The organism is Vibrio coralliilyticus, from assembly GCF_024449095.1.
Lineage (GTDB): Bacteria > Pseudomonadota > Gammaproteobacteria > Enterobacterales > Vibrionaceae > Vibrio > Vibrio coralliilyticus_A.
Genome location: NZ_CP024627.1, coordinates 928,477 through 953,880 on the forward strand (window position 1 = coordinate 928,477; position 25,404 = coordinate 953,880).

The 25,404-nt window shown below is 44.5% G+C and carries 22 protein-coding genes and 1 tRNA gene; 17 read left to right on the forward strand and 6 right to left on the reverse strand.

Annotation, left to right across the window (positions count from 1 at the left end):
• Nucleotides 1-18: 18 nt before the first annotated feature.
• The 4 genes from CTT30_RS04230 to CTT30_RS04245 form a co-directional block, all read right to left on the reverse strand.
• Nucleotides 19-1,287 (reverse strand): outer membrane protein transport protein, encoded by a 1,269-nt coding sequence (locus CTT30_RS04230; RefSeq protein WP_252036119.1) that lies wholly within the window; start codon nt 1,285-1,287, stop codon nt 19-21.
• 318 nt (nt 1,288-1,605) lie between these two features.
• Nucleotides 1,606-2,886, reverse strand: coding sequence for an outer membrane protein transport protein (locus tag CTT30_RS04235; protein ID WP_252036120.1), 1,281 nt, complete (start codon nt 2,884-2,886; stop codon nt 1,606-1,608).
• Between the two features lie 266 nt (nt 2,887-3,152).
• A complete protein-coding gene (locus CTT30_RS04240; protein WP_252036121.1) occupies nt 3,153-3,881 on the reverse strand; it encodes a DUF3379 domain-containing protein in 729 nt (242 codons plus the stop codon).
• The gene (locus CTT30_RS04245) at nt 3,874-4,449 is read right to left on the reverse strand and encodes a sigma-70 family RNA polymerase sigma factor (RefSeq protein WP_239836853.1); all 576 of its coding nucleotides are present in this window, start codon (nt 4,447-4,449) and stop codon (nt 3,874-3,876) included. The genes CTT30_RS04240 and CTT30_RS04245 overlap by 8 nt, the downstream gene beginning before the upstream one ends.
• Before the next feature lie 626 nt (nt 4,450-5,075).
• Between CTT30_RS04245 and fadI the strand changes: the two genes are divergently transcribed.
• The 3 genes from fadI (at nt 5,076) to CTT30_RS04260 (ending at nt 9,159) form a co-directional block, all read left to right on the forward strand.
• Nucleotides 5,076-6,383 carry an acetyl-CoA C-acyltransferase FadI gene (gene fadI / locus CTT30_RS04250; RefSeq protein ID WP_239876386.1) on the forward strand — a complete coding sequence of 436 codons (1,308 nt, stop codon included), beginning with the start codon at nt 5,076-5,078 and terminating at the stop codon, nt 6,381-6,383.
• On the forward strand, nt 6,383-8,506 hold the full coding sequence (fadJ, locus tag CTT30_RS04255) for a fatty acid oxidation complex subunit alpha FadJ (protein ID WP_252036122.1): 2,124 nt from the start codon (nt 6,383-6,385) through the stop codon (nt 8,504-8,506). Before fadI ends, fadJ begins: the two co-directional genes overlap by 1 nt.
• A gap of 104 nt (nt 8,507-8,610) precedes the next feature.
• Nucleotides 8,611-9,159 (forward strand): NAD(P)H nitroreductase, encoded by a 549-nt coding sequence (locus CTT30_RS04260; protein WP_252036123.1) that lies wholly within the window; start codon nt 8,611-8,613, stop codon nt 9,157-9,159.
• Nucleotides 9,160-9,194: 35 nt separating this feature from the next.
• Here the strand turns inward: CTT30_RS04260 and CTT30_RS04265 are convergent, their stop codons facing one another.
• Nucleotides 9,195-10,070 (reverse strand): LysR family transcriptional regulator, encoded by an 876-nt coding sequence (locus CTT30_RS04265; RefSeq protein WP_239836849.1) that lies wholly within the window; start codon nt 10,068-10,070, stop codon nt 9,195-9,197.
• Nucleotides 10,071-10,312: 242 nt separating this feature from the next.
• Here CTT30_RS04265 and CTT30_RS04270 point away from each other — a divergent pair, with 242 nt between their 5' ends.
• From CTT30_RS04270 to recR, 6 genes are all read left to right on the forward strand, one after another.
• Nucleotides 10,313-11,413: a response regulator gene (locus CTT30_RS04270; RefSeq protein ID WP_252036124.1), complete on the forward strand. Its 1,101-nt coding sequence runs from the start codon at nt 10,313-10,315 to the stop codon at nt 11,411-11,413.
• A 345-nt stretch (nt 11,414-11,758) separates the two neighbouring features.
• Nucleotides 11,759-12,124, forward strand: a complete 366-nt coding sequence (locus CTT30_RS04275; protein ID WP_239836913.1) for a YbaN family protein — start codon at nt 11,759-11,761, stop codon at nt 12,122-12,124.
• Between the two features lie 164 nt (nt 12,125-12,288).
• Nucleotides 12,289-12,834, forward strand: a complete 546-nt coding sequence (apt, locus tag CTT30_RS04280; protein ID WP_239836847.1) for an adenine phosphoribosyltransferase — start codon at nt 12,289-12,291, stop codon at nt 12,832-12,834.
• Nucleotides 12,835-12,846: 12 nt separating this feature from the next.
• Nucleotides 12,847-14,922 carry a DNA polymerase III subunit gamma/tau gene (gene dnaX / locus CTT30_RS04285; protein WP_252036125.1) on the forward strand — a complete coding sequence of 692 codons (2,076 nt, stop codon included), beginning with the start codon at nt 12,847-12,849 and terminating at the stop codon, nt 14,920-14,922.
• A 72-nt stretch (nt 14,923-14,994) separates the two neighbouring features.
• Nucleotides 14,995-15,324: a YbaB/EbfC family nucleoid-associated protein gene (locus CTT30_RS04290; protein ID WP_006959389.1), complete on the forward strand. Its 330-nt coding sequence runs from the start codon at nt 14,995-14,997 to the stop codon at nt 15,322-15,324.
• 16 nt (nt 15,325-15,340) lie between these two features.
• Entirely contained in the window at nt 15,341-15,940 is a 600-nt protein-coding gene (recR, locus tag CTT30_RS04295) for a recombination mediator RecR (RefSeq protein WP_006959387.1), read from the forward strand.
• Nucleotides 15,941-15,985: 45 nt separating this feature from the next.
• Here recR and folD read toward each other — a convergent pair whose 3' ends face one another.
• Complete coding sequence (gene folD / locus CTT30_RS04300; RefSeq protein ID WP_239876391.1) at nt 15,986-16,849, reverse strand: bifunctional methylenetetrahydrofolate dehydrogenase/methenyltetrahydrofolate cyclohydrolase FolD; 864 nt, start codon at nt 16,847-16,849, stop codon at nt 15,986-15,988.
• 200 nt (nt 16,850-17,049) lie between these two features.
• On the opposite strand from folD, the gene CTT30_RS04305 reads away from it, so the two are divergent.
• From CTT30_RS04305 to CTT30_RS04340, 8 genes are all read left to right on the forward strand, one after another.
• Nucleotides 17,050-17,126 (forward strand) — tRNA-Arg (locus tag CTT30_RS04305).
• A gap of 197 nt (nt 17,127-17,323) precedes the next feature.
• The gene (locus CTT30_RS04310) at nt 17,324-17,932 is read left to right on the forward strand and encodes a DUF2913 family protein (protein ID WP_239836843.1); all 609 of its coding nucleotides are present in this window, start codon (nt 17,324-17,326) and stop codon (nt 17,930-17,932) included.
• Nucleotides 17,933-18,607: 675 nt separating this feature from the next.
• Complete coding sequence (locus tag CTT30_RS04315) at nt 18,608-19,330, forward strand: response regulator (protein WP_252036126.1); 723 nt, start codon at nt 18,608-18,610, stop codon at nt 19,328-19,330.
• A 3-nt stretch (nt 19,331-19,333) separates the two neighbouring features.
• On the forward strand, nt 19,334-20,782 hold the full coding sequence (locus CTT30_RS04320) for an ATP-binding protein (RefSeq protein WP_252036127.1): 1,449 nt from the start codon (nt 19,334-19,336) through the stop codon (nt 20,780-20,782).
• A gap of 138 nt (nt 20,783-20,920) precedes the next feature.
• Nucleotides 20,921-22,168, forward strand: coding sequence for an ABC transporter substrate-binding protein (locus CTT30_RS04325; RefSeq protein WP_006959371.1), 1,248 nt, complete (start codon nt 20,921-20,923; stop codon nt 22,166-22,168).
• A gap of 105 nt (nt 22,169-22,273) precedes the next feature.
• Nucleotides 22,274-23,197 carry a carbohydrate ABC transporter permease gene (locus CTT30_RS04330; protein ID WP_198560575.1) on the forward strand — a complete coding sequence of 308 codons (924 nt, stop codon included), beginning with the start codon at nt 22,274-22,276 and terminating at the stop codon, nt 23,195-23,197.
• A complete protein-coding gene (locus CTT30_RS04335) occupies nt 23,194-24,051 on the forward strand; it encodes a carbohydrate ABC transporter permease (RefSeq protein ID WP_252036128.1) in 858 nt (285 codons plus the stop codon). Before CTT30_RS04330 ends, CTT30_RS04335 begins: the two co-directional genes overlap by 4 nt.
• A gap of 5 nt (nt 24,052-24,056) precedes the next feature.
• Nucleotides 24,057-25,172, forward strand: a complete 1,116-nt coding sequence (locus tag CTT30_RS04340) for an ABC transporter ATP-binding protein (protein ID WP_252036129.1) — start codon at nt 24,057-24,059, stop codon at nt 25,170-25,172.
• Nucleotides 25,173-25,404 lie beyond the last annotated feature (232 nt).

Here is a 25,404-nt window from a genome sequence, read left to right on the forward strand (position 1 = left end):
CTTTACTGGATAGTTTATTTAGAACTTGTAATTCGCCTGAATACCAACTAGCCAGATATTACCACTGGCTTCACCAACAAATTGCCCACCGACTAATTCAGCGGCTTCATCTGATGCATAACCACGTGATTCGGTGATCGGCGCATCTTTCGCAAGAATATATGTTAGTCCACCATCTAGGGTGAATTGTTTTGTAAACTCATAGCTTGCACCCAAGCTTAACCATGTACGATCGGTTTCTGGGATGGTAATTGTGCGGTTCTTATCACTCACCGCTGAGGTGTCGTAAGCAATACCTGTACGAAGAGCCAGTTTTTGATCAAGCTGGTAGGTTGCACCGATGGCGAAGCGATAGTTATCGTCCCAGTTTTCTACCTTAACAACTTGTGAGTCTAGAGTGTCTAGATCTGCGTAAAGCTGCTGAAAGCTACTCCAATCGGTCCAATTTAGGCTAAAGTGAACAGCCAACTCTTCATTTAACTGATGGAAGCTTGCTAGCTCAAGAGTAGCAGGCAATGTTAAATCCATTGAGCCAGTGTCTTCCTGAACTTGAAAAGTTGTTGCATTGAGAATTTTGGCGTTTCCGGACAGCTTCAGATCAACGGCGGATTTGTAAGTAACACCTAGCCTATGTTCTGGATTGATTTGCCAAGCTGCACCCAGCTGCCAGCCCCATGCAGTATCATCGCCTTCCATATATTTTAAGGTTCGTCCAGATAGCGGCGAGTGAGTAGGTGCGATCGCGCCAAAACTACCTTCACCCATGATGTAACGGATGCCTCCCCCGATACTAATTGAGTCGTTAAGTTTATAGGCGGCATTTAAGTTTGCTTCCATTGTAGTAACGCTTGCTTCGTTACCAAAATGAGAAGCGGCAAAGTCTGTGCCTAGGTTGGTTTCCATACCGTAGTTTGTACCTAGTGCTAGGCCAACGACGAGTTGTTCGGAGTATTGATGAGATAGATAGAAGTTTGGAATGACAGCGTCGTCGGCAAAGTCTTTTGAATCTGCTCTCAGAGAATTATTAATCGTTCCACTAACATCAACATTAGGGTTTACATAGATAGCGCCGACAGAAACTTGAGTACCCTCAAGGTAGGTCAACATTGCAGGGTTACGCCACTGCGCACTGGCATTGTCAGCTATAGCAGCTTCACCTGCGTATGCTCGGCCTAAACCTGTTGCTGAATACTCAGCGAGCTGGAAACCCGCTGCATTTACGGATGCCGATGCTGAAAGAAGGCCACCTGCCACTGCAAGAGATAGAAGAGTTTTGCTTGTTTTCATTTTAATGTTCGCTGAATGATTTATAAATTCGTCATGCGATAATAGTTTTAGAGCTATTACTTTAAAAATTAAAAACAGTGTAAATCTTATATTTAATATAAAATTTCAATAAATCTAAATTTACATTATTAAAATTCTAAATGTTAATGACTTGTTTTTGTATTTGAGCGTACACATGTGGTGTGAAAATGTGGTTTATGAGTACAGGTGTAAGCTGAAAGGAAAGAAAAACAACACCTTGGATAGGAATTCAGGTTTGCTGAAAAAGAAAAGGATCAGCATAAGCTGACCCTTGTATAAATCGGAGTGATGGAATCTTTAGAAACTACGGCTGTATTGTAGGCCTAGTAGGATAGCATCAGCGTGAGTGGTTGCATTCAGTGTGGTCACTGAGCTTGCTTCAGTCACTTTCACATCATCACCCATCAAGTATGTAAAACCAAAATCTATATTTGATTCAGCGTCGATGTGATAAGTGAACCCTGTGGATAGCCATTGGCGATCTGAGTCTGGTACTGAAATAGAAGTTACATCATCTTGAGCACTAGTATCGTACATATATCCAGCACGTAATGTCCAGTCGCTGTTTAGGTAGTATGTACCACCGATGGCATAGTGCCAACCGTCTTGCCATTTATAGTCGCTGGTGTATACACCATTAACCGCTTCGCTACTACCGATTGTAGATTGTGTTGAGCTTAGATTAGAGAATTCAATTTTATCGAAATCTCCCCAACCGATATATTGGATACTATAATGTACTGCAAATTTAGTGTTTTCAATTTTGTGAAACCCGGAAAATTCAGCAATGTCTGGCAGTGGAAGAGTTACTTTTTGGCCATGGTCATCCTCTGCCTCGAATTCTGGACTGTAGCGATATGATAGGCCGAATCGGTTGTTCTCATCTAACTCGTAAACTGCACCAACATTTAAGCCAACTGCCCAGCCATCCGCTTTATCTATATTGATGATACTTGTACCAGCTGGAGGAATAGGACCTACCCCAGCGAAACCATCACCCGTTACTCTCTTGAAAGTACCTTGTCCATATATAAAATCTATGCCAGCACCAATGCTAAATTGTTCATCGATTCTGTATGAACCTGCTACACCTAAGTTAAAGCTCTTAACATCAGTTAAGCCACCAAACTCCGACGCTGGGTAGTTATCAGAAAACTCTGTTTTTGTACCAAAGTTTGAGTAAGCGTTAACACCCCAAGCAAACTTTTCATTTACTGGAACTATTAAGTGAATATTAGGAGCAATAGATGTATCTCCTACATCATCTGTATTTGCTACATCAACATCGCCGACTAGTGTACCAGAGTATGTCACGTCCTTAACTTCAATCATTGAGGTAATACTTTCAAAGCCAAGGGAAAGCTCCATTTTATCGAATAGTGCCATTGCAGCGGGGTTACGTGCCATTACGGAAGCATTATCAGCGATTACCGCATCACCGGCAAAGGCTCGACCGATACCTGTCGCGGATTGAGCATTCAGTTGGAAACCTGCAGCGAGAGCTTGCTGCGAAGCCATTGTGGTTGTGGCAATGGTCACTGCTAGAAGTGATTTTTTAAACAGACGCGTCTTGTTCATTTTTGCTTTTTCCTTTTTCTGTTCGTCTCTACCGGACGTTATACTCGAGCAAAAGCTCAGTGGTGGCTGATACTAGACTCAAGTATAAAAGATAGAAATCCGACCATTGCCTAATTGGATGATAAAATTATGGAAATGATGTCTATCTGGCAGGAATATGCTGAAAAAAACTTCTTTTTAGAGCTTGAGCTCTAATTTTGTGCTGAAAAAATGGCTTGAACGGTATGCTCAAGCCATGAAGTACGTCACAAAATGTTAACATTTGGTTAACTCATAGGTTTGATGATAGTCATCAGGTTTTCGGCGATTTTAGCCACATCTTCACCTTCTTCTCCGACTAAGATTAAACTGGTCTGACCGACAGGTTCTACAACACCTGCCATCCCCTCTTTCTCGAAGTCAACAGTTTTGTCAGAAGATATACCTGTAAAAAACAGGGTGACTTTGCCTTTTTCACCTCTGAAAACCATGTGAAGTGCATTTGACGGACCAAAACCACAATGATTGAGGTAGTAAACGTGATAAGGGAAGTTTTCACCGAGCTGATGATCAAACGGCATCATCTTGGCGTTGATCTGCGATGAAGCGACGTTTTCATCCAAGTGTTCAACAAATGGCTTTTCATCAATGACGTGTTTGATGGCAGTATCCGCCAGGCTGGCTTGTGCTGGTGATACTACGATGTTGCCCCAGTTTACCTGCCCGATAAGTAAACCAAAGACAAAAGCAATCGATGCGGCCATGGCCATGCTTCGTCTAACAAAACTTGGTCTAACGATATTTGCTTCGGCGCTTGATGTTTGATTGAACAATATTCGATCGGCCAAATCCTCAGGCACATCGACATTCATCGCTTTGGCGATTTGAGCGTCAAGATCAAGAATATCATCGGCGAATTTGCCATTGGCGTCATTCGACTTAATTGCCTCTAAAATATCACTGTCTCGGCCTTTAGGATCGGACATGATGCGACGACGAAATTCTAATTCATCCATTTTGCTGCCCTCTATGACTGTTTGCTGTATCCAGCATGTCTTTCAGTTGATTTCTTGCTCTGAACAGACGAGTCATTACCGTGTTCTTATTCAGGCCTAATATTTCACCTATCTCTTCTCCACTGAAGCCGCCGACGACTTGTAGGAAAAGTGGTTCGCGATATTCATCTTCTAGCTTCATGATCTGCGCTTGGACCCATTCCGACTGATGATGTGGGTCATCACTGACCTTTGCATCATTACCGTGGTCATCAATGTCGACCAAATCAAACTGTTTTCTTTCGAAGCGTCGGGCGTTTTCTCGTCTCAATATGGTAATAAGCCAAGACTTTGCGGCTTTTTCATCTTGTAAGCTATCTAAAGACTTCCAAGCTCGTAAGCAGGTTTCTTGTACTAAATCTTCTGCGACTGATTGATCTTTACATAACCAGTAAGCATAACGGTACAGGTCCCTATGGTACGCTCTGACAAGCGCTTCGTATTTTCTTTGTCTGTCCATATCCGAGTTGACCGGACTGCTGGACTTTTTCTTCCCAAAAAAATTGATGACTGACACATGAGCCTCCAAATTTGCTCTGTGGTTTGTGGTTATACGCCTGTAGATAGAGGCTGTTGCACGAGGCCTGAATCAAACGGGAATGTCCAACTTTGTATAGCAGTTAATGTTCTCATTGCTACGGAAAGAGTGAAACCTAGCCAATAGATTTTATAAAACTCAATAAGAGAGATAAATCCACCTAAACTTGATCTATTTCAAAATCTAATGAATTTCAAAGGTTATAGTACTCCTTGTCATCTAGTTGGTCTTATGACTAACAAGTTGAGCAAGATGACACTTCCTTTTGAAGGCTGACTTTACTTTCTCCTAATCAGGAAACTGATTATTTTCAATTGGCGTAAGTTAATTGTTTTATATATTCCGACCACACAGTTCTGTGTGGTTTTTTTTTGCCTAGTATTCTTCGTTGTTGTAACTATAGTTGATAGTATCTTAAGCTAACAGATTGGGTGGGCTAATCCTTTCTGGTTAGTTATTTATCCTACCAATGGCTACTTCGTTCAGTTTTAGTTCATTCCTATCAAGTAAAGTGCTTTTCCATCCTAAATCACGTTTATTTAAACGGCTGTTTGATTGTGTTAACATTCTGATTACAATGTTTCTGGTCAGACCTCTTATTCTTTAAAGGAGAAACAATGGGCAAACAGGAAGTGAAAACGCGTTCTGGAGAGCGCGTCGCGGTTGTCGCGGGTTTGCGTACACCATTTGCACGTCAAAGTACTGAGTTCAGTCAAGTGCCAGCAGTTGATCTGGGTAAAATGGTAGTGAGCGAAATGATGGCACGAACTGAGATCGATCCTAAGCTTATCGATCAGGTTGTTTTTGGTCAGGTCGTGCAAATGCCGGAAGCTCCGAACATCGCTCGTGAAATTGTTTTGGGCACCGGAATGAACATTCACACAGACGCTTACAGCGTGACCCGAGCTTGTGCGACGAGTTTTCAGTCTGCGGTCAACGTTGCTGAAAGTATTATGTCGGGCACGATTGATGTCGGAATCGCGGGTGGTGCTGATTCTTCTTCTGTTTTGCCAATTGGTGTATCTAAAAAGTTAGCGGCTAATCTACTGGCGCTAAGTAAAACGAAAACCATGGGCCAAAAGCTCAAGATCCTCAAGAACTTGTCTTTTAAAGACTTGATGCCAGTCCCTCCGGCTGTCGCTGAATATTCTACTGGTCTTTCTATGGGACAGACGGCAGAGCAGATGGCGAAGTCACACTCTATTACGCGTCTGGAACAGGATGCGTTAGCCCATCGCTCTCATACTCTCGCTGCACAAGCATGGAATGATGGAAAGATCGAAGGCGAGGTGATGACCGCGTTTCCCGAACCATATAAGAAGTGGATCTCACAAGATAACAACATCCGCCATGACTCTACCTTAGAGGGCTACGCTAAACTACGCCCTGCATTTGATCGTCAGTATGGCAGTGTGACGGCGGCAAACAGTACGCCTCTTACTGATGGTGCTGCAGCGATAATGTTGATGCGTGAAGGCAAAGCCAAAGAGCTTGGGTTAGATATCATGGGCTATATCCGCTCTTATGCATTCTCTGCTATTGGTGTTGAAAGCGATATGCTGATGGGGCCTTCTTATTCTACGCCAATGGCTCTTGATAGAGCCGGTATTGAGCTGTCAGATCTTACTCTGATCGATATGCATGAAGCGTTTGCAGCGCAAACTTTGTCCAATGTGAAAATGTTTGCCTCCAAAAAGTTTGCTCAAGAGCAGTTGGGTCGCTCTAAAGCAATCGGCGAAATCGATATGGACAAGTTCAATGTACTTGGTGGCTCCATTGCCTACGGTCACCCGTTTGCAGCGACTGGTGCACGTATGATCACTCAGACATTACGTGAGCTTCAGCGTCGAGGCGGTGGTCTGGCGTTGAATACAGCCTGTGCGGCAGGTGGTCTTGGTGCAGCTATGGTATTGGAGGTGGAGTAATGAGTGAGCAAAAAGCATTTGAGCTAAAGATTGACGAACAAGGTATCGCATGGTTATCGATTGATGTTCCAGGCGAGAAAATGAATACCTTGCAAGCGGCGTTTTCTCAGGAAATGGAAGATATTTTCACTCAGTTAAAAGAGAAAAAGTCCTCTGTAAAAGGTTTGATTGTCCACTCTCTTAAACCAGACAACTTTATCGCGGGAGCTGATGTTCGCATGTTGGATGCATGTGGTAGTGCTGCAGAAGCGCAAGCGTTAGCTGAGCAAGGGCAGAAAATGTTCCAGCAGTTGTCAGATCTTCCATACCCTGTGGTTGCGGCTATTCATGGCCCATGTCTTGGTGGTGGATTAGAACTAGCACTTGCATGTGATTACCGTGTTTGTACAAATTCAGATAAAACCCGTTTAGGCTTGCCAGAAGTGCAACTTGGTCTTCTTCCTGGTTCTGGTGGTACACAGCGACTGCCACGTCTTATCGGATTGTTACCATCTCTGGATATGATTCTTACAGGAAAGCAGTTACGCGCTAAAAAAGCCAAGAAGCTTGGTGTCGTTGATGCTGTCGTGCCGGAAACCATTCTTCTTGAAGTTGCGAAAAGCTTCGTTGAAAAGAATTCAGGCAAGTCTAAAGCTAAGCGTAAGGTTTCAACCAAAGAAAAATTGATTGCAAATACGGGTCTTGGTCGAAAGGTCATTTTTGAACAAGCATCTAAGAAAACCAATGAAAAGACTCGTGGTAATTACCCAGCAGCGGAGGCGATTCTTGAAGTCATTCGCTATGGCTTAGAGAAAGGGTTTGATAAAGGTCAGCAAAAAGAAGCGCAACGCTTTGGTGAGCTGGTAATGACTTCGGAGTCAAAAGCTCTTCGTTCTATTTTCTTTGCCACGACAGAGATGAAGAAAGAGAATGGCAGTGATGCCCAACCAAAAACCGTTGAACGTGCTGCTGTTTTAGGTGGTGGGTTAATGGGGGCTGGTATTAGCCATGTGAGCGTCTCGAAAGCGAAAGTTCCAGTGCGTATTAAAGATGTCTCTAACGATGGTGTTCTTAACGCATTGAAGTACAACTATAAGTTGTTTGATAAGCAGCGTAAGCGTCGCATTATTTCTAAAGCACAACTGCAGTCCAAAATGCTTCAAATGTCAGGTGGTACAGATTTCACTAGCTTCAATCACGCGGATGTTGTCGTAGAAGCCGTATTTGAAGATTTGAACCTGAAGCAGCAAATGGTTGCTGATGTGGAAGAGAATGCGAAAGAGAGCACTATCTTCGCGACTAATACGTCATCTCTGCCTATCCACCAAATTGCAGAGAAGGCACAGCGACCAGAGAATATTGTTGGCTTGCACTACTTTAGCCCAGTAGAAAAGATGCCGTTAGTGGAAGTCATCCCACATGAAACAACATCTGACGAGACTGTTTCTACGGTTGTCGAGTTTGCGCGTAAGCAAGGCAAGACACCGATTGTTGTCAAAGATTGCGCTGGCTTTTACGTTAACCGAATTCTTGCCCCGTACATGAATGAGGCAGCTCATGTTCTGATGGCCGGCGAACCAATTGAGCAACTGGATTCTGCCTTGTTGAATTTTGGTTTCCCAGTTGGCCCAATCACTTTGCTTGATGAAGTAGGTGTGGATATAGGTGCTAAGATCATGCCGATTCTGGTTGAAGAATTAGGCGAACGTTTCCAAGGCCCTGACGTATTCGATACTTTGCTCAACGATAACCGAAAAGGCCGTAAAACAGGTAAAGGTTTCTATACCTATAAAGGTAAGAAGAAGGAAGTCGACAAGTCAGTGTATAAGCTATTGAGCTTATCACCAGAGTCTAAGATGGCAGAGAAAGACATCGCGATGCGCTGTGTGTTACCAATGCTCAACGAAGCGGTTCGTTGTCTAGATGAAGGTATTATTCGTAGCCCTCGAGATGGTGATATTGGTGCAATTTTTGGCATCGGCTTCCCTCCTTTCCTTGGTGGTCCTTTCCGCTATATGGATCAGATTGGCGTGAAGAAACTGGTAGAAATGATGAACGATCACGCACAGAAATATGGTGATCGCTTCGCTCCATGTGACGGTTTGTTGACCCGAGCAGGGTTAGAGAAATCGTTCTACGAGTAATACACGACAAGATGACAATCAGGCGAGCCGTAAGGTTCGCCTTTTTTGTTACCTGAGGTTATGATCACGTTAAAGCAATTATAAAAACTCAGTAAGGAATTCAAATGGATGCTTTAGATTTGTTGCTCAACCGACGTTCAATAGCCAAGCTATCTGATCCGGCACCTGAAGGAAAGGTACTTGAGAATATTATCCGTGCAGGATTACGAGCCCCAGATCACGCAGGCCTAACACCTTGGCGTTTTGTTATTTCTCAAGGTGAGGGATTGAACAAGCTGTCGGACATTCTGGTTTCTGCAGCTCAAGCCGAAAATAGCGACGAGACGGTGATTGAAAAACTGAAGAATGCGCCTTTTAGAGCACCTATGGTTATTACAGTCATCGCTAAGGTAACAGAACATGACAAAGTGCCGGCTTTAGAGCAGTACTTGTCAGCAGGCTGTGCCGTACAAGCGATGCAACTGGCAGCAGTTGCACAAGGGTTCCAAGGTTTTTGGCGTTCAGGTAAGTGGATGTTCCACCAAGTGGTTCATGATGCGTTTGGATTACAAGGTGACGATGAAATCGTTGGTTTCCTTTACTTGGGCACACCGACTTGTACACCAATGAAGGTGCCAGAACGGGAATTGAGTAAGTTCGTTGAGTATTTGTAAAAGGAAGAGCTTGGGTTGCCCAAGCTCTTTTCTCATTAATGAATGTTGTAAGCGATCACAAAGTCAATAAACAAACGGACTTTTTCTGGGAGGTGATCTTTGTGGTTGTACAACATGTAAATGTCTCTTGGGTTGGCACTCCATTCTTCAAGCACTCGAGTTAAGCTACCATCTTCAATGTATTCTCTGAGCATAACATCTGGCATCAGCGTGATACCTAACCCATCAGAACAGGCGCTACGAACAACATCTAACGTGTTGGCTTGAAAACGTCCTTTATCGTTATTGACAACCGCTTCGCCGCTGGCGTTGGTAAGTTGCCATTTCAGGAGAGGTGAGCCTTTTAGAAGTGAGTGGCTATGTAAGTCTTCTGCGTGCTTAGGGGCAGGGTTGTTTTTTAAGTAACTAGGGCTGGCCACTAAGATGTCTTCTACCGAGCTTATCTTACGTGCAATGAGGCTCGAATCTCGTTGTGGTCCGACACGAAATATGACATCCCACTCTGTCGGATCGAGTTGATCTGCATGATTACTGGTGGTGAGTTCAATATTGATATCTGGGTAATGCGTCATGAACTCGTTGAACATCGGCATCATCATTCGTTTGGTAAGATTAGAAGGCGCTGAAATACGAATTTTACCTGCTGCACCACGGCATTCGTCGGTGATTTCTTCGGCGGCCATAGTAAGTCGGTTGAGTAGAGGAGAGCATTCGTTGTAGAAACGTTCGCCTGCTTCAGTAAGAGAAAGCTTACGAGCGTGGCGGTTGAGTAACCTAAGGTTGAGTGCCTCTTCTAACGCCTGTATGCGTCGAGTAATTGTCGCAACGGGAATCATCGTTTTACGAGATGTCGCAGTGTAACTCCCATTTTCAACAACTAGCCTAAAAAGGTTGAGATCGTCTAATTTCATTATGTCCGACACATTTTTACGAATTTGAGTAATTTATATCTATATCAGATGTCAAAGGTTGAGTCACATCAACAAGTTTGACGATCTGTGATATTGCGTACATATAGTATGCAACTAAAGCGAAAAGTGGAAGATTTGTATAAATACACTTTCGCGACTACTTTTAAATGAACGTTTGAAACAATTTATAAAAACAATAATAACAGCCGTTGTACGTTTTAAGTTGTGTGAGGCGAAGGTTTATGCATAAAACATATGAAGTGGCGACAACGCCCTCAGCTCAGCTGGCTGCTAGCCAAAAACTGATCATGTTAGTAGACGATGACCCAGTGTTTCGTAATATCACTTGTGGTTTTTTGAAAGCTCAAGGTTACCTAGTCGTAGAAGCTGAAAATGGCTTAGAAGGCCTAAAAAAACTTAGGGATGCTGAACCGGATTTAATTCTGTGTGATCTCTCCATGCCAGTATTGGATGGTATCGAATTTGTTGAAGAAGTGAGTTTGGAATACCCATCGCTTCCTTTGATTGTCGTGTCTGCAACGGATGAAATGTCCGATGTGGCAAAGGCATTACGCTTTGGTATTAAGGATTTCTTACCCAAGCCCATTTCTAATCATCAGCACCTCGCTGGCGCGATTGAAAATACATTGGATGACTCTGATAACCATTTGTGTGATCAGCGTGATTTTGCTAGCCAGTGGTTTCGCGTCGACAGTGGTGACATGCCTGAAGAGCAAGAGCTGCATTGGCATTTAGAATATCTTCAGGATAACCCTATTGCTGCCAAAGACCTTCTGCACGCCTTGTTGCCAGAAAAAGATACTTCTCAAGGCGACTGGAAATGCAGTTATCGCCTGTTGCAATCAACTGATGTTATGCCTCTGGTGTTTGATTATGCGTGGTTAATGAACGGTCAGTTTGCTTTTTACCTTGTTGATTCGGCCAGCGAAGGTCGACACGGTGCGGCAACGACCTTGCTAGTGCGTGCTCTCTTTCATGATTATTTGCGAAATCTAAAATGTTTTAATGCGGATCTCAAAGACATTGCCGACCTTTTAGAGAAAGGGTTAGCCTGTTCAGAGTGTGCAAGCCCCGTTAAAGCGCTCTTTGGCATTGCTGATGTATCGGAAGGCACGCTGTCTATTTTACCCGCAGGTTTGGATGCCCAATGGTCGAATGGGTACTTTTCTCAACACATTCCGGCTGGCGTTAAATTAGGTGATAGTTGCGCGAAAAACTTTATTACAACTGATTTGCCTATACAGTCTGCCTGCCAGCTAACGTTGAGTTGCCTAGGCTCAAGTAGCTTTAGTTTAGATATTTTCCGTGGCGGTAGCGCGTAAGCGCTATCCGACTATTGAGTGTAATGTCGAAATAACCCTTTTTTTGTTCGGTGTTTAAGACCCAGAGATTGATGTATAGTCCGCCAAAACAAAAATGACCCATTGTTTTAACGAAAGTGTAACTAGTGGTCGTAAAATCGTCATTTACATTTGAGAAGTAATCCCATGGCAGACAAAGATTTCAAAGAACCTTATAATATTTTTTACTTTTTAGGTTTTATTGCAGCTCTATTGATTCCCACACTACCTGCGACTCTAACTTGGATTCGAGTAGTCAACGGATATGCGGGCTTCTAACTGAATTCATCGGAGCTTCCCATCAGTATTCAAAGATTTGGCTTAAATATTGTTGGTGGCTTGAGCTTATGCCTAGGCTTCCTAGGCATATTCCTTCCTCTTCTCCCTACGACCCCTTTTATTCTTCTCGCGAGCGCATGCTTTATGCGTAGTAGTCCTGCTTTTCATCGTTGGTTGCATGAGCACAAAACATTTGGCCCCATATTAGATAACTGGCATCAACATGGCGCTGTGACCAGCAAGGTAAAAACACGTGGAGCGCTCTGCATGGTGGCAAGTTTTGTTTTTTCAATTTGGGTTGTGCCACATTTTTGGTTAAAGATCATGCTGGTGGTTATGTTGATTCTTCTATTGACCTGGTTTATTCGTTTGCCTGTGATTGAGTGCCTTGCTGACAAGCAAGAAAATCACTAAGATTGCAGTGAAGTGTGCCCGCTATTCCGAGTGGGCGTTTGTAATTCTAGGCACAGAAAATTTTAGTCAGCTGTTTAATGACCTGATGTGCAAAGAGTCCCTGCTATCGCTTGCCATACAATTACATGACAAGGAACAAGCTTAGCCAATCTAAGAAATGAGTTATGACAACTGAAACAATTTCACAGATCAAATCTAGTATTAAGAGCATCCCTGATTATCCGAAACCAGGCATCCTATTTCGTGATGTGACGAGTTTAATGGAAGATGCATCTGCCTATAAAGCAACGATTCAGCTTTTGGTTGAGAAGTATAAGGACATGGGGTTCACCAAAATTGTGGGTACCGAAGCACGTGGCTTTCTGTTTGGCGCCCCTTTAGCTTTAGAATTAGGACTGGGTTTTGTTCCTGTTCGCAAGCCGGGTAAATTACCACGTGAGACGATGGCTCAGTCGTATGAGCTTGAGTACGGTACAGACGTATTAGAAATCCATACAGATGCGATTTCAGAAGGGGATAAAGTACTCGTTGTCGACGATCTGTTGGCGACAGGTGGGACAATCGAAGCAACGACTAAGTTAATCCGCCAGTTAGGTGGTGTGGTAGAACATGCGGCTTTTGTTATTAACCTGCCTGAAATTGGCGGTGATAAGCGCCTTGAAGGCTTAGGTCTTAATGTGTATAGCATTTGCGAATTTGACGGTCATTAATCGGATATATTCATGAGTTATCTTGCTTTAGCTCGAAAGTGGCGCCCTACAAAATTTAGTGAAGTAGTAGGGCAAAGCCATGTTTTGACGGCGTTAGAAAACGCTTTAGCCCAAAACCGCCTTCATCATGCCTACTTGTTTAGCGGTACTCGAGGTGTTGGTAAAACAACGATAGGTCGATTGTTTGCCAAAGGGCTAAACTGCGAAACGGGTATTACCTCCACCCCTTGTGGCACCTGTGATACCTGTAAAGAGATTGACGAAGGTCGATTTGTTGACTTGCTCGAAATCGATGCTGCGTCCAGAACTAAGGTAGAAGATACTCGTGAATTACTCGATAACGTGCAGTACAAACCTGCACGTGGGCGCTTTAAAGTTTACCTAATCGATGAAGTCCACATGCTCTCGCGCCACAGTTTTAATGCTTTGCTGAAAACACTGGAAGAGCCGCCTGAGTATGTGAAATTCCTTCTGGCCACGACGGATCCACAGAAGCTGCCAGTCACGATTCTTTCTCGTTGTCTGCAGTTTCATCTTAAGCCTATCAGTGTTGATGATATCCATGAGCAACTGGAGCATATCCTAAAACAGGAACAAGTCTCGTTTGAGCCTAGAGCTTTAGGTATGATCGCGCATGCTGCAGACGGCAGTATGCGTGATGCGTTAAGTTTAAGTGATCAGGCGATAGCGTTAGGCAATGGTCAGGTTATAACGGATAGTGTTGCTCATATGTTGGGGACGCTGGATACTGACCAAGCATTACATTTGCTTGAGGCTATCAGTTCTAAGCAACCTCAAGTCGCGATGGATTGCTTATCAGCTCTAGCACGAAATGGTGTTGAATGGGATGGGCTTCTCCAGCAGTTGGCCACCCAACTACATCGAATGGCAATGTATCAAGCTCTGCCCGCAACGCTGGATAAGGCTCAGCCTGATTCGGAAAAAATAGAGCTTTTAAGCCGAAAATTAACACCGCAGGACGTGCAACTGTATTATCAAATGGCCTTAAAAGGTCGGCAAGATTTGCCTTTAGCACCCTCCGAGCGTATCGGCTTAGAAATGGTCGTACTACGAATGATGGCATTCAGACCTTCTTCTCAACCTCAAGTAAAGAATATTTCGGCCGAGGTGGGTTCTTTGCCTGCTAGTACTCCTACTGATGCACATTCACCCCATTTGTCATCGGCTAAGGCAACTGAAACGATAACGCCAGTTGATACTTATCCGCAGGGTAGGGAAGTACCAGCGCCTTCGGAAGTCATGCCAGAGCAATATCATGCAGAATCTATGGGGAATACGCCCCCTCAGTATGACACTTCTGCGCCTCCTATGCATGAAGAGCCGGTGACGCCACCGACACCACAAAATCAACCCGCGTCACCTATAAGCGGCTTGCGCCATCAGCTTCGTTCTCAGCGCAAAGGTAACCCTCAGGGAAATACGCCAAAAAAGGCTAATGCGACACCTGTAAAAAAATCTGAATCCGTTCTTGACCGTGTTGCTCAGCGACATTCAGGAACTATGCAGGTGTCGCCATTGTCAAACCCTCAATCGGTAGCGACACCTGAACGGGATAAAAACGAACCTTATCAGTGGAAGCCATCACTTCCTCAAGTAGAAAAGCAGGGCAGCGAGTTAACACCAACTCAAATAAAAAAGGCGTTAGAGCATGAAAAAACGCCTGAGATGGCGACCAAACTAGCCGAAGAAAGCCTAGCGAAGAGTGAGTGGGCAAAGCTGATTAGCCAGTTAGATACGGCTAAAATGACTGAGCAACTGGCTTTGAACTCTCATTTTGAAAAACAAGGTTCGTCTATCTCATTAACACTGCGACCTCAGCAAGCACACTTGAACACAGAGCGTGCTCAAAGTGAACTGCTCGAGGCGATAAATGGTGTGTTAGGTGAAGAGTGCCACCTGTCGGTTGAGATAGGTGACGGGGGGGAAACTCCGTTAGAGTTAAGAGAAAAGCTTTACCAAGGACGATTACAACAGGCATTTGTCAGCCTTGAAAATGACAAGCATGTCCAGTTTATCGCGCAGCGCTTTTCTGCTGAACTGGATAAAGACAGCGTGCGACCAATTTAACACTGGGGTTGAAAATCAGCATTTTCGGCCTCATTTAATAACGAAATAAGCTAACTAACCAGAGAGATAAGCATGTTTGGTAAAGGCGGTATGGGCAATCTAATGAAGCAAGCCCAGCAAATGCAAGAGCGTATGCAAAAGCTTCAAGAAGAAATTGCAAATATGGAAGTGACAGGTGAATCTGGTGCTGGTCTAGTAAAAGTGACCATTACAGGTAGCCACAGCGTTCGTCGCGTTGAAATTGACGAGAGTCTAATGGAAGACGATAAAGAAATGCTAGAAGATCTTATCGCAGCCGCTTTCAACGATGCGGCTCGTCGTGTTGAAGAAACTCAAAAAGAAAAAATGGCTGGCGTGACTGGAGGTATGCAACTACCACCAGGCATGAAAATGCCTTTCTAATCGATAGGGTTAGTTAATGCGCACCAGTCATATGCTGGAGCAATTGATGGAGGCCTTACGTTGTCTGCCTGGGGTTGGTCCCAAGTCAGCTCAACGTATGGCCTTTCATTTGTTACAGCGTGATAGAAAAGGCGGCTTACAACTGGCGGATGCATTGAGTCAAGCGATGACTGAAATCGGCCATTGCAACGAATGTCGTACGTTCACTGAAGAAGAAACGTGCCATATTTGTACTAATCCTAAACGTCAGGAGAATGGACAAATATGCGTGGTTGAAAGCCCAGCTGATATTGCCGCGGTGGAGTCAACCGGGCAGTTCTCAGGTCGCTATTTTGTCCTAATGGGGCACTTGTCGCCTCTTGATGGTATTGGCCCGAGTGATATTGGTCTTGACGTGCTTGATTATCGTCTACGTCGTGGAGATGTGTCTGAAGTGATTTTGGCAACAAACCCTACGGTCGAAGGTGAAGCAACGGCCCACTATATTGCTGAGCTGTGCAAAGAGCATCAGGTTCAGGCAAGCCGAATTGCTCATGGCGTTCCTGTGGGCGGTGAGTTAGAGCTTGTTGATGGAACGACACTGTCACACTCTTTACTTGGTCGACAAAAGCTGTAATTTATATCATTCCAATAAAAAGCCACTCATTTGAGTGGCTTACTATTATTTCTTTTTCGTATGGAACTGCTCACAAGCGAGCATTGTATTCTCAATGAGGCTTGCGACGGTCATAGGCCCAACACCACCGGGGACCGGTGTAATAAAGCTTGCGCTTTCTTTGGCATTCTCATAATCCACATCGCCAACCAACTTACCTGAGTCAAGTCGGTTGATACCAACATCGATCACAACAGCGCCTTCTTTAATCCAGTTTCCTGGGATAAAGTTAGGTTTACCGACGGCTACCACAACTACATCAGCTTGACGGACATGGCTTTCGAGATCTTTGGTGAATCTGTGGCAAGTTGTCGTCGTACAGCCGGCTAGTAGAAGCTCAAGCGTCATTGGGCGGCCAACAATGTTCGATGCCCCCACAACAACAGCATGTTTGCCGCGAAGGTTGATGTTGTAACGATCAAGGAGAGTAATGATACCTTTCGGGGTACAAGAGCGTAGTTTAGGAATACGTTGCGCTAAACGGCCAACGTTATATGGATGGAAGCCGTCAACGTCTTTTTCTGGGTGAATTCGTTCTAGTACATGAGTTGTATCAATACCTGCCGGTAATGGTAACTGCACCAGAATACCGTCAATCTCGTCATCTGCGTTTAGCTCATCTATTAGAGCAAGTAACTCTTCTTCTGTGGTGGAAGCCGATAAGTCAAAAGATTTTGAAACAAACCCCACTTCCTCACATGCACGACGTTTACTGCCCACATACACTTGTGAAGCTGGATCTTCGCCAACCAGTACTACTGCTAATCCTGGTGCTCTGAGGCCTGCATTAACACGGGCTTTAACTCGTGCAGCGACTTCCGAACGAACCGTTTGAGAAATAAGTGTTCCATCAATATTTTGAGCAGTCATGTCGTTCCTTTAAATAGAATGGCTATTTAGTTGCGCGCATTGTCGCAAATTATTTGACGAACATCTATAAGCAAACGTTTGCTTTGGACTGTTTTTAATCAAAATGAAATTCGGTGACCTTTTTTTAGTCATTCAGATCAGAATGTTAATAAAAGACCTTGTTTTAAGAACTCGAACTCGTATAATCCTTTCCCTGTAACGCGCCCTTAGCTCAGTTGGATAGAGCACGTGCCTTCTAAGCATGTGGTCACAGGTTCGAATCCTGTAGGGCGTGCCATTATTAGAAACCCTGATAGCTTAGTTGCTGTCAGGGTTTTGTCGTTTTAGACATTAAATGTGGTTACGCGAGCAAAGCTGTGAAAATGGCTTGAATTCAATCTGTACATAAGCTGAGCTTTTCGGTAGCATTGCGCCCCTTCTATGTAGTTGTATCTAATTGATAAGGCTTGAACACGGTATTTACGTTCAGACATCATGCGCAGTATTCACACCAAAATTAAACCCGAGTTTGAACCTCTCTTGTCTGAGCTAGCATTGCATGCGTTGCTTCACTTACGTAGCAACCACTCAGCCAAAGTACTGACACACAAGTCGAGATCCGATATTAACGACATTCTTTCTGCTTGGCTGAATAAAGCAGCGAACAGTAAGAAATATAAGCCTTTCAAGAAAAAAATACGTTCTCTAGTTACCCACGCTCGTTCTCAGCGGCTAGATATGGAAATGATGCTGGGTAATTTGCTTTCTCCCTTAAACGGGGACGAATTACCTCATTTAGACAGTTTCCTCTTGTTAATAAACACAATAGAGAAAGAACTCAATACGACAGTGTTGGTTTCAAGCCCAGAAGAGGTTGATCTCTCGTTTAACCCAAAAGGTTGCTTATTGTGTGTATTATCACAAGACCTTAACGCTCACTTTGATAACCGTAATCGTCTATCTGCGGATATCTCAATGCTTTTTAGAGGCTCACGTGGTGAGAAGCACTCTGTGCTGCGTATTATCTATACATCCGCTATTTTTGAGCACCGTATAGAATATGAAGACGAAGACTTTTTGCGTATTCGCCTAAGCCTTAAGTAGCCTTCTAACAGCCTAAGATTAGACAGATATGGCTTCGCTGATTTTGTCTGTGTTTCCCTCTACTTCTTCCAGGGTGTAAAATATAAATTACAGCTTTTGATAAATGAAAAGTTGTGTAATACCTCTCAAGTTCTATTGGCTGTCATAAAAATTTAATCTTCCTGTGTATTGAGGATTTTGTTCAAATTCATCATATTGTAATTAAGATGTAACAAATACTACGAGGAGAATATATGCAGCATCAAGAAATGATCCAACCTTCTAACTTCGGTGTTATCAGCCGTACCTGTCTTTTTTCACTTGTTGGTATTGTTGGTGTATTTGCACTTATCTAACAAGTCACGTAGAAAGCTAAGCCTTAATAAGTATGTGTTTGCTTACTTCAAAACCATTTGTTAAGGCGGCTTCTATTCTATTTTCTTCTCTTTGATATTGCTTCGGTCACAATATTTTCAGTGGTACTTCTTTGATTGTATCGCACACTTATCGCGAACTAAGACCACTTTGCTCTTCTGATGAAATGGCTGACGAACACCTACGAACTTATTTTTATATTTGTTAATAGGTTGTGATCTGAATCTGTTCTGTGATCAAATAATCTAAAATTTTCCATCTGCTTCCAAGCCTATTCCTCTCTAAACTAGGGCCAGACATCGTAAGTGATAACTGAAGTGAATGAACGCAAAGATACTTGTTGTAGATGATGATCTAGAAATTCGGGAGCTGTTGGGGGAATACCTAACCAAAGCGGGTTATCAGGTCAACGCCGTGGCGGATGGCGATGAATTAAAGGCGCACCTCGATCAAGAAGGCTATCCAGATATGGTGCTTCTTGACGTGATGCTACCGGGTGACGATGGCTTTACCTTGTGCCAATACATTCGTCGCGACTCTAATGTACCTATTATTATGCTGACCGCAGTGTCGGACGAAACTGATCAGATCATTGGTCTGGAAATTGGTGCCGATGACTACATTGCCAAGCCATTTAACCCACGTCAGCTTATCGCTCGAATCAAAGCAGTCTTGCGACGGGTTCAAGTCAATGAAGATAAAAGTTCAGACGCTCTACCGAAACAGATTACGTTTGGTGACTGGCAACTTGATACCTTAGCGCACAAAATTACCCATAGTGATACCCAAGAAGAACACGATCTGTCGGGCAGTGATTTCGCACTCTTAATGCTGTTTCTCTCGCGCCCGAACGAAGTTTTAGATCGTGACACGATTTCTTTTGCGACCAGAGGTCGAGAGGCACTTCCTTTTGAGCGAGGTATTGACGTCCAACTGAGTCGCTTACGTCATCGCTTGGGCGACAGCGGTAAATACCCGCAATATATTAAAACTATGCGTGGAAATGGCTACATCCTCGCTGTCCCTGTCAGTATTGAACATTGATAGATGAACACTCTGTTACGTAGGCTAAAACCCAATTCATTGGTCACCCGTACTCTAGGGTTAGCGTTATTAGCGGTGATATTAGCACAGGGCATTGCCACGGCGATATGGTATACCGAATCGAAGCAAAAAGAGCTAGCGGGTATTCAGTCAGCCTCTGAAAGCATGGCGAACATGTTTGCCTCAACGGTGACCTTCTTCCAATCCCTACCGACTCGCTATCGTCACATTGTGCTGGATCAGATTCGTAATATGGGTGGCACGCGTTTCTTTGTGTCATTCAATAAAGAAAAGCTGATTGTTGAGCCCATCCCAGATACACAGTTAAAAAGAGCCTCACTTTCTGCGGTGGAAACTGTGCTCAACGACAAACTACCTAAAGTGTCTTCGATATCTGTCGACTTTTCTCATGCGCACAATCTTCGTCTACTAAAGAATGATATCTACCTTAGTGATTTACCCAAATCATGGGCGCATCATACTTTAACATTATCGCCCATTGATCCTCCTGTTCTGGTGGTACAGATCGAGCTTAAAAGCAATGAGTGGGTCTATATTGCTGCGTTACTTCCCGCACCCTATGTCACATTGGATGACACCTTAATTGGCCGAGAGCAGATCCTGTTTATTTTCTTCTCGACGACCTTGTTGCTTGGTCTGACTTATCTGTTAATGCGCCGACAAGTCAAACCCTTAAAGCGTTTAGCAAAAGCGGCCAATGAAATGAGTATGGATATTGATCAGCCGCCATTAGGTGAAGAAGGGGCGAGTGAACTGGTGACCGCGACTCGAGCGTTTAACAGAATGCAGCAGCGTATTAGGCGCTATGTGGCTGATAGGGAGCACCTGTTTTCGTCCATATCCCATGATCTCAAAACGCCGATCACTCGATTACGTTTAAGAGCTGAGCTACTTGATGACGACAAAAAACGTCATAAATTCAATCAGGACTTAGATGAGCTGGAGATGATGGTCAAAGGCGCACTTCAATGTGTGAAAGACACTGATTTACACGAGAACAATGCCTTTATTGATCTCAATGCCATGATTCAGTCGGTAATCGAACCGATGAACTTTAAGAGCGATTGTGTCACTTTTACTCCAATCGAGATGGAACCTATGGTGGCTAAGCCCTTAGCCATTAAGCGAGTGTTGACCAATTTAATCGATAATGCGGTTAAATATGGAGAGAGTGCCACTGTGTCGATTGAAGTGACGGATGAATGGATTTCCGTCTCGATTGACGATGTTGGACCGGGCATTCCAAGTGATAAGCACGAAGCCGTTTTTGAGCCGTATTTTCGCTTAGCTTCTGATGATCAGGGCCACGGTTTAGGCTTAGGTATCTGCCGTAACATTCTGCATGGGCATGGTGGAGATCTCATTATTAGCAATCGTCCACAAGGCGGTTTGAGAGCGCAACTCTTTATTCCACCGACACTTGAAGTTTAATGTAACATTGTTGTTACATTCCTATTACGGTTTGTTTCAATCTAATCTGTGCAAATCTATACACTCATTTTCGAACACATGAAACAGGGGCTTGTTCGCTGTCAGCCCTGTGTCTAATCCAATACATGGAAGATAATAATGAAAATGAATAAAACCCTACTTACCTTATCCCTTCTATCAGCGGCTTCTATGACTCAAGCGGGTGAAGTTGAAGTGCTTCACTGGTGGACTTCGGGTGGCGAAGCTAAATCCATTTCTGTTCTGAAAGACATGTTGGAAGAGCAAGGCCACAGCTGGAAAGATTTTGCGGTTGCTGGTGGCGGTGGTGAAAGTGCGATGACGGTACTGAAAACTCGCGCGGTGTCAGGCAACCCACCTTCAGCGGCGCAGATCAAAGGTCATGATATTCAAGAGTGGGGTGGTCTGGGTTTCCTGACCAACCTAGATGATGTTGCAGAAAAAGGTAACTGGGATGGCGTTGTACCAAAAATGGTGACCGACGTCATGAAGTGGGACGGTGATTTTGTGGCCGTGCCAGTCAACGTTCACCGTGTGAACTGGCTTTGGGCAAACCCAGCGGTATTTGAAAAAGCGGGTGCAAAAGTTCCAACGACCTTGGATGAGTTTTTTGTCGCAGGTGACAAAATCAAAGCAGCAGGTCTAATCCCGTTGGCACACGGTGGTCAGCCATGGCAGGACGCAACCGTGTTTGAAGCGGTAGCACTGGATGTTCTAGGCAGCGAAGACTACGTAAAAGCCTTTGTTGAGCTGGATATGGATGTTCTGTCTGGCGATAAGATGGTCGAAGTGTTTGCCAAATTCCAGAAAATGCATGATTACATCGACTCGAACTCGCCGGGTCGTGACTGGAATGTTGCGACTTCTATGGTGATCAATGGTGAAGCGGCGATGCAAATCATGGGTGACTGGGCGAAAGGCGAATTCTCAGCAGCCGGCAAAGTGGCAGGTAAAGATTATGTCTGTGTGCCAGCTCCGGGTACCGCAGGTCAGTTTACTCATAACGTCGACAGCTTTGCTTTCTTTGAGCTAGGCGAATCAGGCAACCAACAAGCGCAAAAAGCGTTGGCAGCCACCATTCTTGACCCTAAATTCCAAGAAGTGTTCAACCTGAATAAAGGTTCTATTCCAGTGCGTCTGGATATGGATATGTCGAAGTTTGATAAGTGTGCACTGGATTCAATGGACGAGTTTAAAGCGACGGCGAAATCCGGTGATCTCGTACCAAGTATGGCGCACGGCATGTCAACAACCAGCTACGCACAAGGCGCGATCTTTGACGTTGTGACTAACTTCTTTAACGACAAAGATGCCAATCCGCAAGACGCCGCGCAGAAACTGGCGAAAGCAGTAAAAGCGGCGATTTAACGGCGTTTTATTCTGTCACCCCCAAGGGCAGGCAGGCTTGTGGGGAGCCTGCTTGTCCTTTCCTTCTAAGACTTACTTTCAGGGAAAGTGTCACAAGGATTCGTTATGGAGCATGTTTTGACTGGGTCAAAAAGTCAGTCTGTCTATAAGCAAAGCTTTGCTGACAGGCTACAAACCTGGCTGCCGAAGATCGTATTAGCACCGACCATGTTGGTTACTGTGGTGTGTATTTACGGTTACATCTTCTGGACTGCCGCACTATCTATGACCAACTCTCGATTTCTACCTAGCTTTAATTTTGTCGGTTTTACCCAGTACGAAAAGCTAATGGACAACGATCGTTGGATCACTTCGATTTCAAACTTAGGCATTTTTGGCCTGCTATTTATGCTGGTCGCAATCGGCTTAGGTGTCGGTCTAGCAATATTGCTCGATCAAAATATTCGTCAGGAAGGGGCGATTCGTACTATTTATCTCTATCCGATGGCGTTGTCGTTCATTGTTACAGGTACGGCTTGGAAATGGATTCTAAACCCGGGTCTGGGCATCGAGAAACTGATGCACGACTGGGGCTTTACAGACTTCAAATTCGACTGGTTGGTTGACTCTGATATGGCGGTCTACACGTTAGTCATCGCTGCAGTATGGCAATCTTCCGGTTTTGTAATGGCGATGTTCCTCGCGGGTCTTCGTGGTATCGATTCATCCATCATCAAAGCTGCTCAAATTGATGGTGCTAATCTGCCGACGATTTACGTGAAAATTATTCTACCTTGCCTAAGGCCTGTGTTCTTCAGCGCGGTAATCATTACTTCGCATATTGCGATTAAGAGTTTTGATTTAGTGACCGCAATGACGGCTGGGGGACCAGGTTATTCCTCAGACCTACCAGCATTGTTTATGTATGCCCATTCATTTACGCGTGGTCAGATTGGCCTTGGTGCTGCCAGTGCCATGATGATGCTAGCCGGGATTCTTGCCATCCTGGTGCCGTATTTGTATTCCGAACTTAGGGAGAAAAAATCATGACTCACAACGTGAATTTTGCTCGCCTGTTCATATACTCAGCGCTGATTTTCTTCTGTCTGGTTTATCTGATGCCGTTGTTTGTCATGGTCATCACGTCATTCAAAACCTTACCAGATATCAAAGCGGGTAATTTGATGAGCCTACCTAAAGAGTGGGTGTTTGACGCTTGGTATAAAGCTTGGGACGGAGCTTGCACCGGAGTGAAATGTGAAGGTGTGAAAGGTTATTTCTGGAACTCTTTCCAGATGGTGATACCTGCTGTTGCGATCTCAACCTTACTTGGCGCTTTTAATGGCTATGTTGTGACTAAGTGGCAGTTCCGTGGTTCGAATCTCTTCTTTAGCTTGCTGCTGTTTGGCTGCTTTATCCCATTTCAGGTCATCTTGCTGCCTATGGCGGCGGTACTAGGTAAGTTGGGTCTAGCTAATACCACTGCGGGCTTGGTGACCGTTCACGTTATCTACGGTATGGCCTTTACGACATTGTTCTTCCGCAACTTCTACATCAGCATTCCTGATGAGCTGATCAAAGCAGCGAAGCTGGATGGGGCGGGGTTCTTTACCATCTTCTTCAAAATCCTGCTGCCACTTTCAACGCCGATTATTATGGTGACTGTGATTTGGCAGTTCACATCAATCTGGAACGACTTCTTGTTTGGTGTGGTGTATTCAGGGTCGGACACACAGCCGATTACGGTAGCACTTAACAACTTGGTGAATACCAGCACAGGTGTGAAGGAATACAACGTGGATATGGCCGCGGCCATCATCGCCGCTCTACCGACGTTGCTGGTTTACGTGCTGGCAGGAAAATATTTTGTTCGTGGCCTGACCGCCGGATCAGTAAAAGGATAATCATAATGGCAACTTTAGAACTCAAACAGATCCGTAAAACCTACCCAAAAGCGGAACAGGAAACCCTCAAGGGAATCGATATCAGCATTGACTCGGGGGAGTTTCTGATTTTGGTTGGCCCATCGGGCTGTGGTAAATCAACCCTGATGAATACCATTGCTGGCCTAGAAGGTATCAGTTCAGGTGAAATCGTGATCGATGGCCGTGATGTCTCAGTCGTGGAGCCAAAAGATCGTGATATTGCGATGGTTTTCCAGTCGTACGCTTTGTACCCGAACATGACGGTGCGTGGCAACATCGCGTTTGGCCTTAAGATCCGTAAAATGCCCGACGCTGAGATTGATGCTGAAGTGCAGCGTGTGGCCGAGATGCTACAAATCGACCACTTGCTGGACCGCAAGCCGTCTCAGCTATCAGGTGGTCAGCGTCAGCGTGTTGCGATGGGACGAGCCTTAGCGCGTCGACCTAAGTTATATCTGTTTGATGAACCATTATCGAATCTGGACGCAAAACTCCGTGTCGAAATGCGTCATCAGATCAAACGCCTTCATCAGCAACTCAATACCACCATTGTTTATGTTACTCATGATCAGATTGAAGCCATGACTTTGGCTGATCGCATTGCCGTGATGAAAGATGGTGAATTGCAGCAACTGGGCACACCTCAGGAAATCTACAATACGCCCAACAATATGTTTGTTGCCGGTTTTATGGGATCACCATCGATGAACTTCATTAAGACCATGGTTGATCTTGATGATGAGCAGCAGCCTGTGATTAAAGTCAAAGGTGGTAACGATCAGGAACACCATATCCGTTTACCTAACTCAATGCGTGAGCAAGATGGTAAGGAAGTTGTGATTGGTTTGCGTCCAGAGCACATTACTGAAAAAGAAAATGAGGAATCGGGCGCTACCACGCAACTGGATCTGCAACTTGAGGTTCTGGAACCCACTGGGCCAGATACTATCGCAATGATTAAAGTCAACGATCAGGAGGTGGCATGCCGATTGTCTCCGGAGTTTGATGCTCGTGTTGGTCAGGTTGCTCTCCTGCATTTTGATCTGTCAAAAGCGGTATTCTTTGATGCGCAAACAGAACAAAGGATAGAGTTCCATTGATAAGATTGAACACACTCCCAACCAGTACGGGGGAGAATCGGACTGGCTTGCTGTCCGAGTTGGGAGCGTGTTCTCCCCTAATTTGGCTAGATAAATTTTTAACAAAAGTGTCAATAGTAACTATGCTTAAAGCATCAACATGAATATTCAATTCATGTATGTATTGAGAGTCAGTCTCGTCTCCTTGCTGACTCTCATGTCTCATCTAATAAAAATGGCAGCGCTTGGCTGC

Coding starts and splice junctions, on each gene's coding strand:
- CTT30_RS04230 (WP_252036119.1), bottom strand. CDS start 1,287: ATGAAAACAAGCAAAACTCTTCTATCTCTTGCAGTGGCAGGTGGCCTT.
- CTT30_RS04235 (WP_252036120.1), bottom strand. CDS start 2,886: ATGAACAAGACGCGTCTGTTTAAAAAATCACTTCTAGCAGTGACCATT.
- CTT30_RS04240 (WP_252036121.1), bottom strand. CDS start 3,881: ATGGATGAATTAGAATTTCGTCGTCGCATCATGTCCGATCCTAAAGGC.
- fadI (WP_239876386.1), top strand. CDS start 5,076: ATGGGCAAACAGGAAGTGAAAACGCGTTCTGGAGAGCGCGTCGCGGTT.
- fadJ (WP_252036122.1), top strand. CDS start 6,383: ATGAGTGAGCAAAAAGCATTTGAGCTAAAGATTGACGAACAAGGTATC.
- CTT30_RS04260 (WP_252036123.1), top strand. CDS start 8,611: ATGGATGCTTTAGATTTGTTGCTCAACCGACGTTCAATAGCCAAGCTA.
- CTT30_RS04265 (WP_239836849.1), bottom strand. CDS start 10,070: ATGAAATTAGACGATCTCAACCTTTTTAGGCTAGTTGTTGAAAATGGG.
- CTT30_RS04270 (WP_252036124.1), top strand. CDS start 10,313: ATGCATAAAACATATGAAGTGGCGACAACGCCCTCAGCTCAGCTGGCT.
- apt (WP_239836847.1), top strand. CDS start 12,289: ATGACAACTGAAACAATTTCACAGATCAAATCTAGTATTAAGAGCATC.
- dnaX (WP_252036125.1), top strand. CDS start 12,847: ATGAGTTATCTTGCTTTAGCTCGAAAGTGGCGCCCTACAAAATTTAGT.
- CTT30_RS04290 (WP_006959389.1), top strand. CDS start 14,995: ATGTTTGGTAAAGGCGGTATGGGCAATCTAATGAAGCAAGCCCAGCAA.
- recR (WP_006959387.1), top strand. CDS start 15,341: ATGCGCACCAGTCATATGCTGGAGCAATTGATGGAGGCCTTACGTTGT.
- folD (WP_239876391.1), bottom strand. CDS start 16,849: ATGACTGCTCAAAATATTGATGGAACACTTATTTCTCAAACGGTTCGT.
- CTT30_RS04310 (WP_239836843.1), top strand. CDS start 17,324: ATGCGCAGTATTCACACCAAAATTAAACCCGAGTTTGAACCTCTCTTG.
- CTT30_RS04315 (WP_252036126.1), top strand. CDS start 18,608: ATGAACGCAAAGATACTTGTTGTAGATGATGATCTAGAAATTCGGGAG.
- CTT30_RS04320 (WP_252036127.1), top strand. CDS start 19,334: ATGAACACTCTGTTACGTAGGCTAAAACCCAATTCATTGGTCACCCGT.
- CTT30_RS04325 (WP_006959371.1), top strand. CDS start 20,921: ATGAAAATGAATAAAACCCTACTTACCTTATCCCTTCTATCAGCGGCT.
- CTT30_RS04330 (WP_198560575.1), top strand. CDS start 22,274: ATGGAGCATGTTTTGACTGGGTCAAAAAGTCAGTCTGTCTATAAGCAA.
- CTT30_RS04335 (WP_252036128.1), top strand. CDS start 23,194: ATGACTCACAACGTGAATTTTGCTCGCCTGTTCATATACTCAGCGCTG.
- CTT30_RS04340 (WP_252036129.1), top strand. CDS start 24,057: ATGGCAACTTTAGAACTCAAACAGATCCGTAAAACCTACCCAAAAGCG.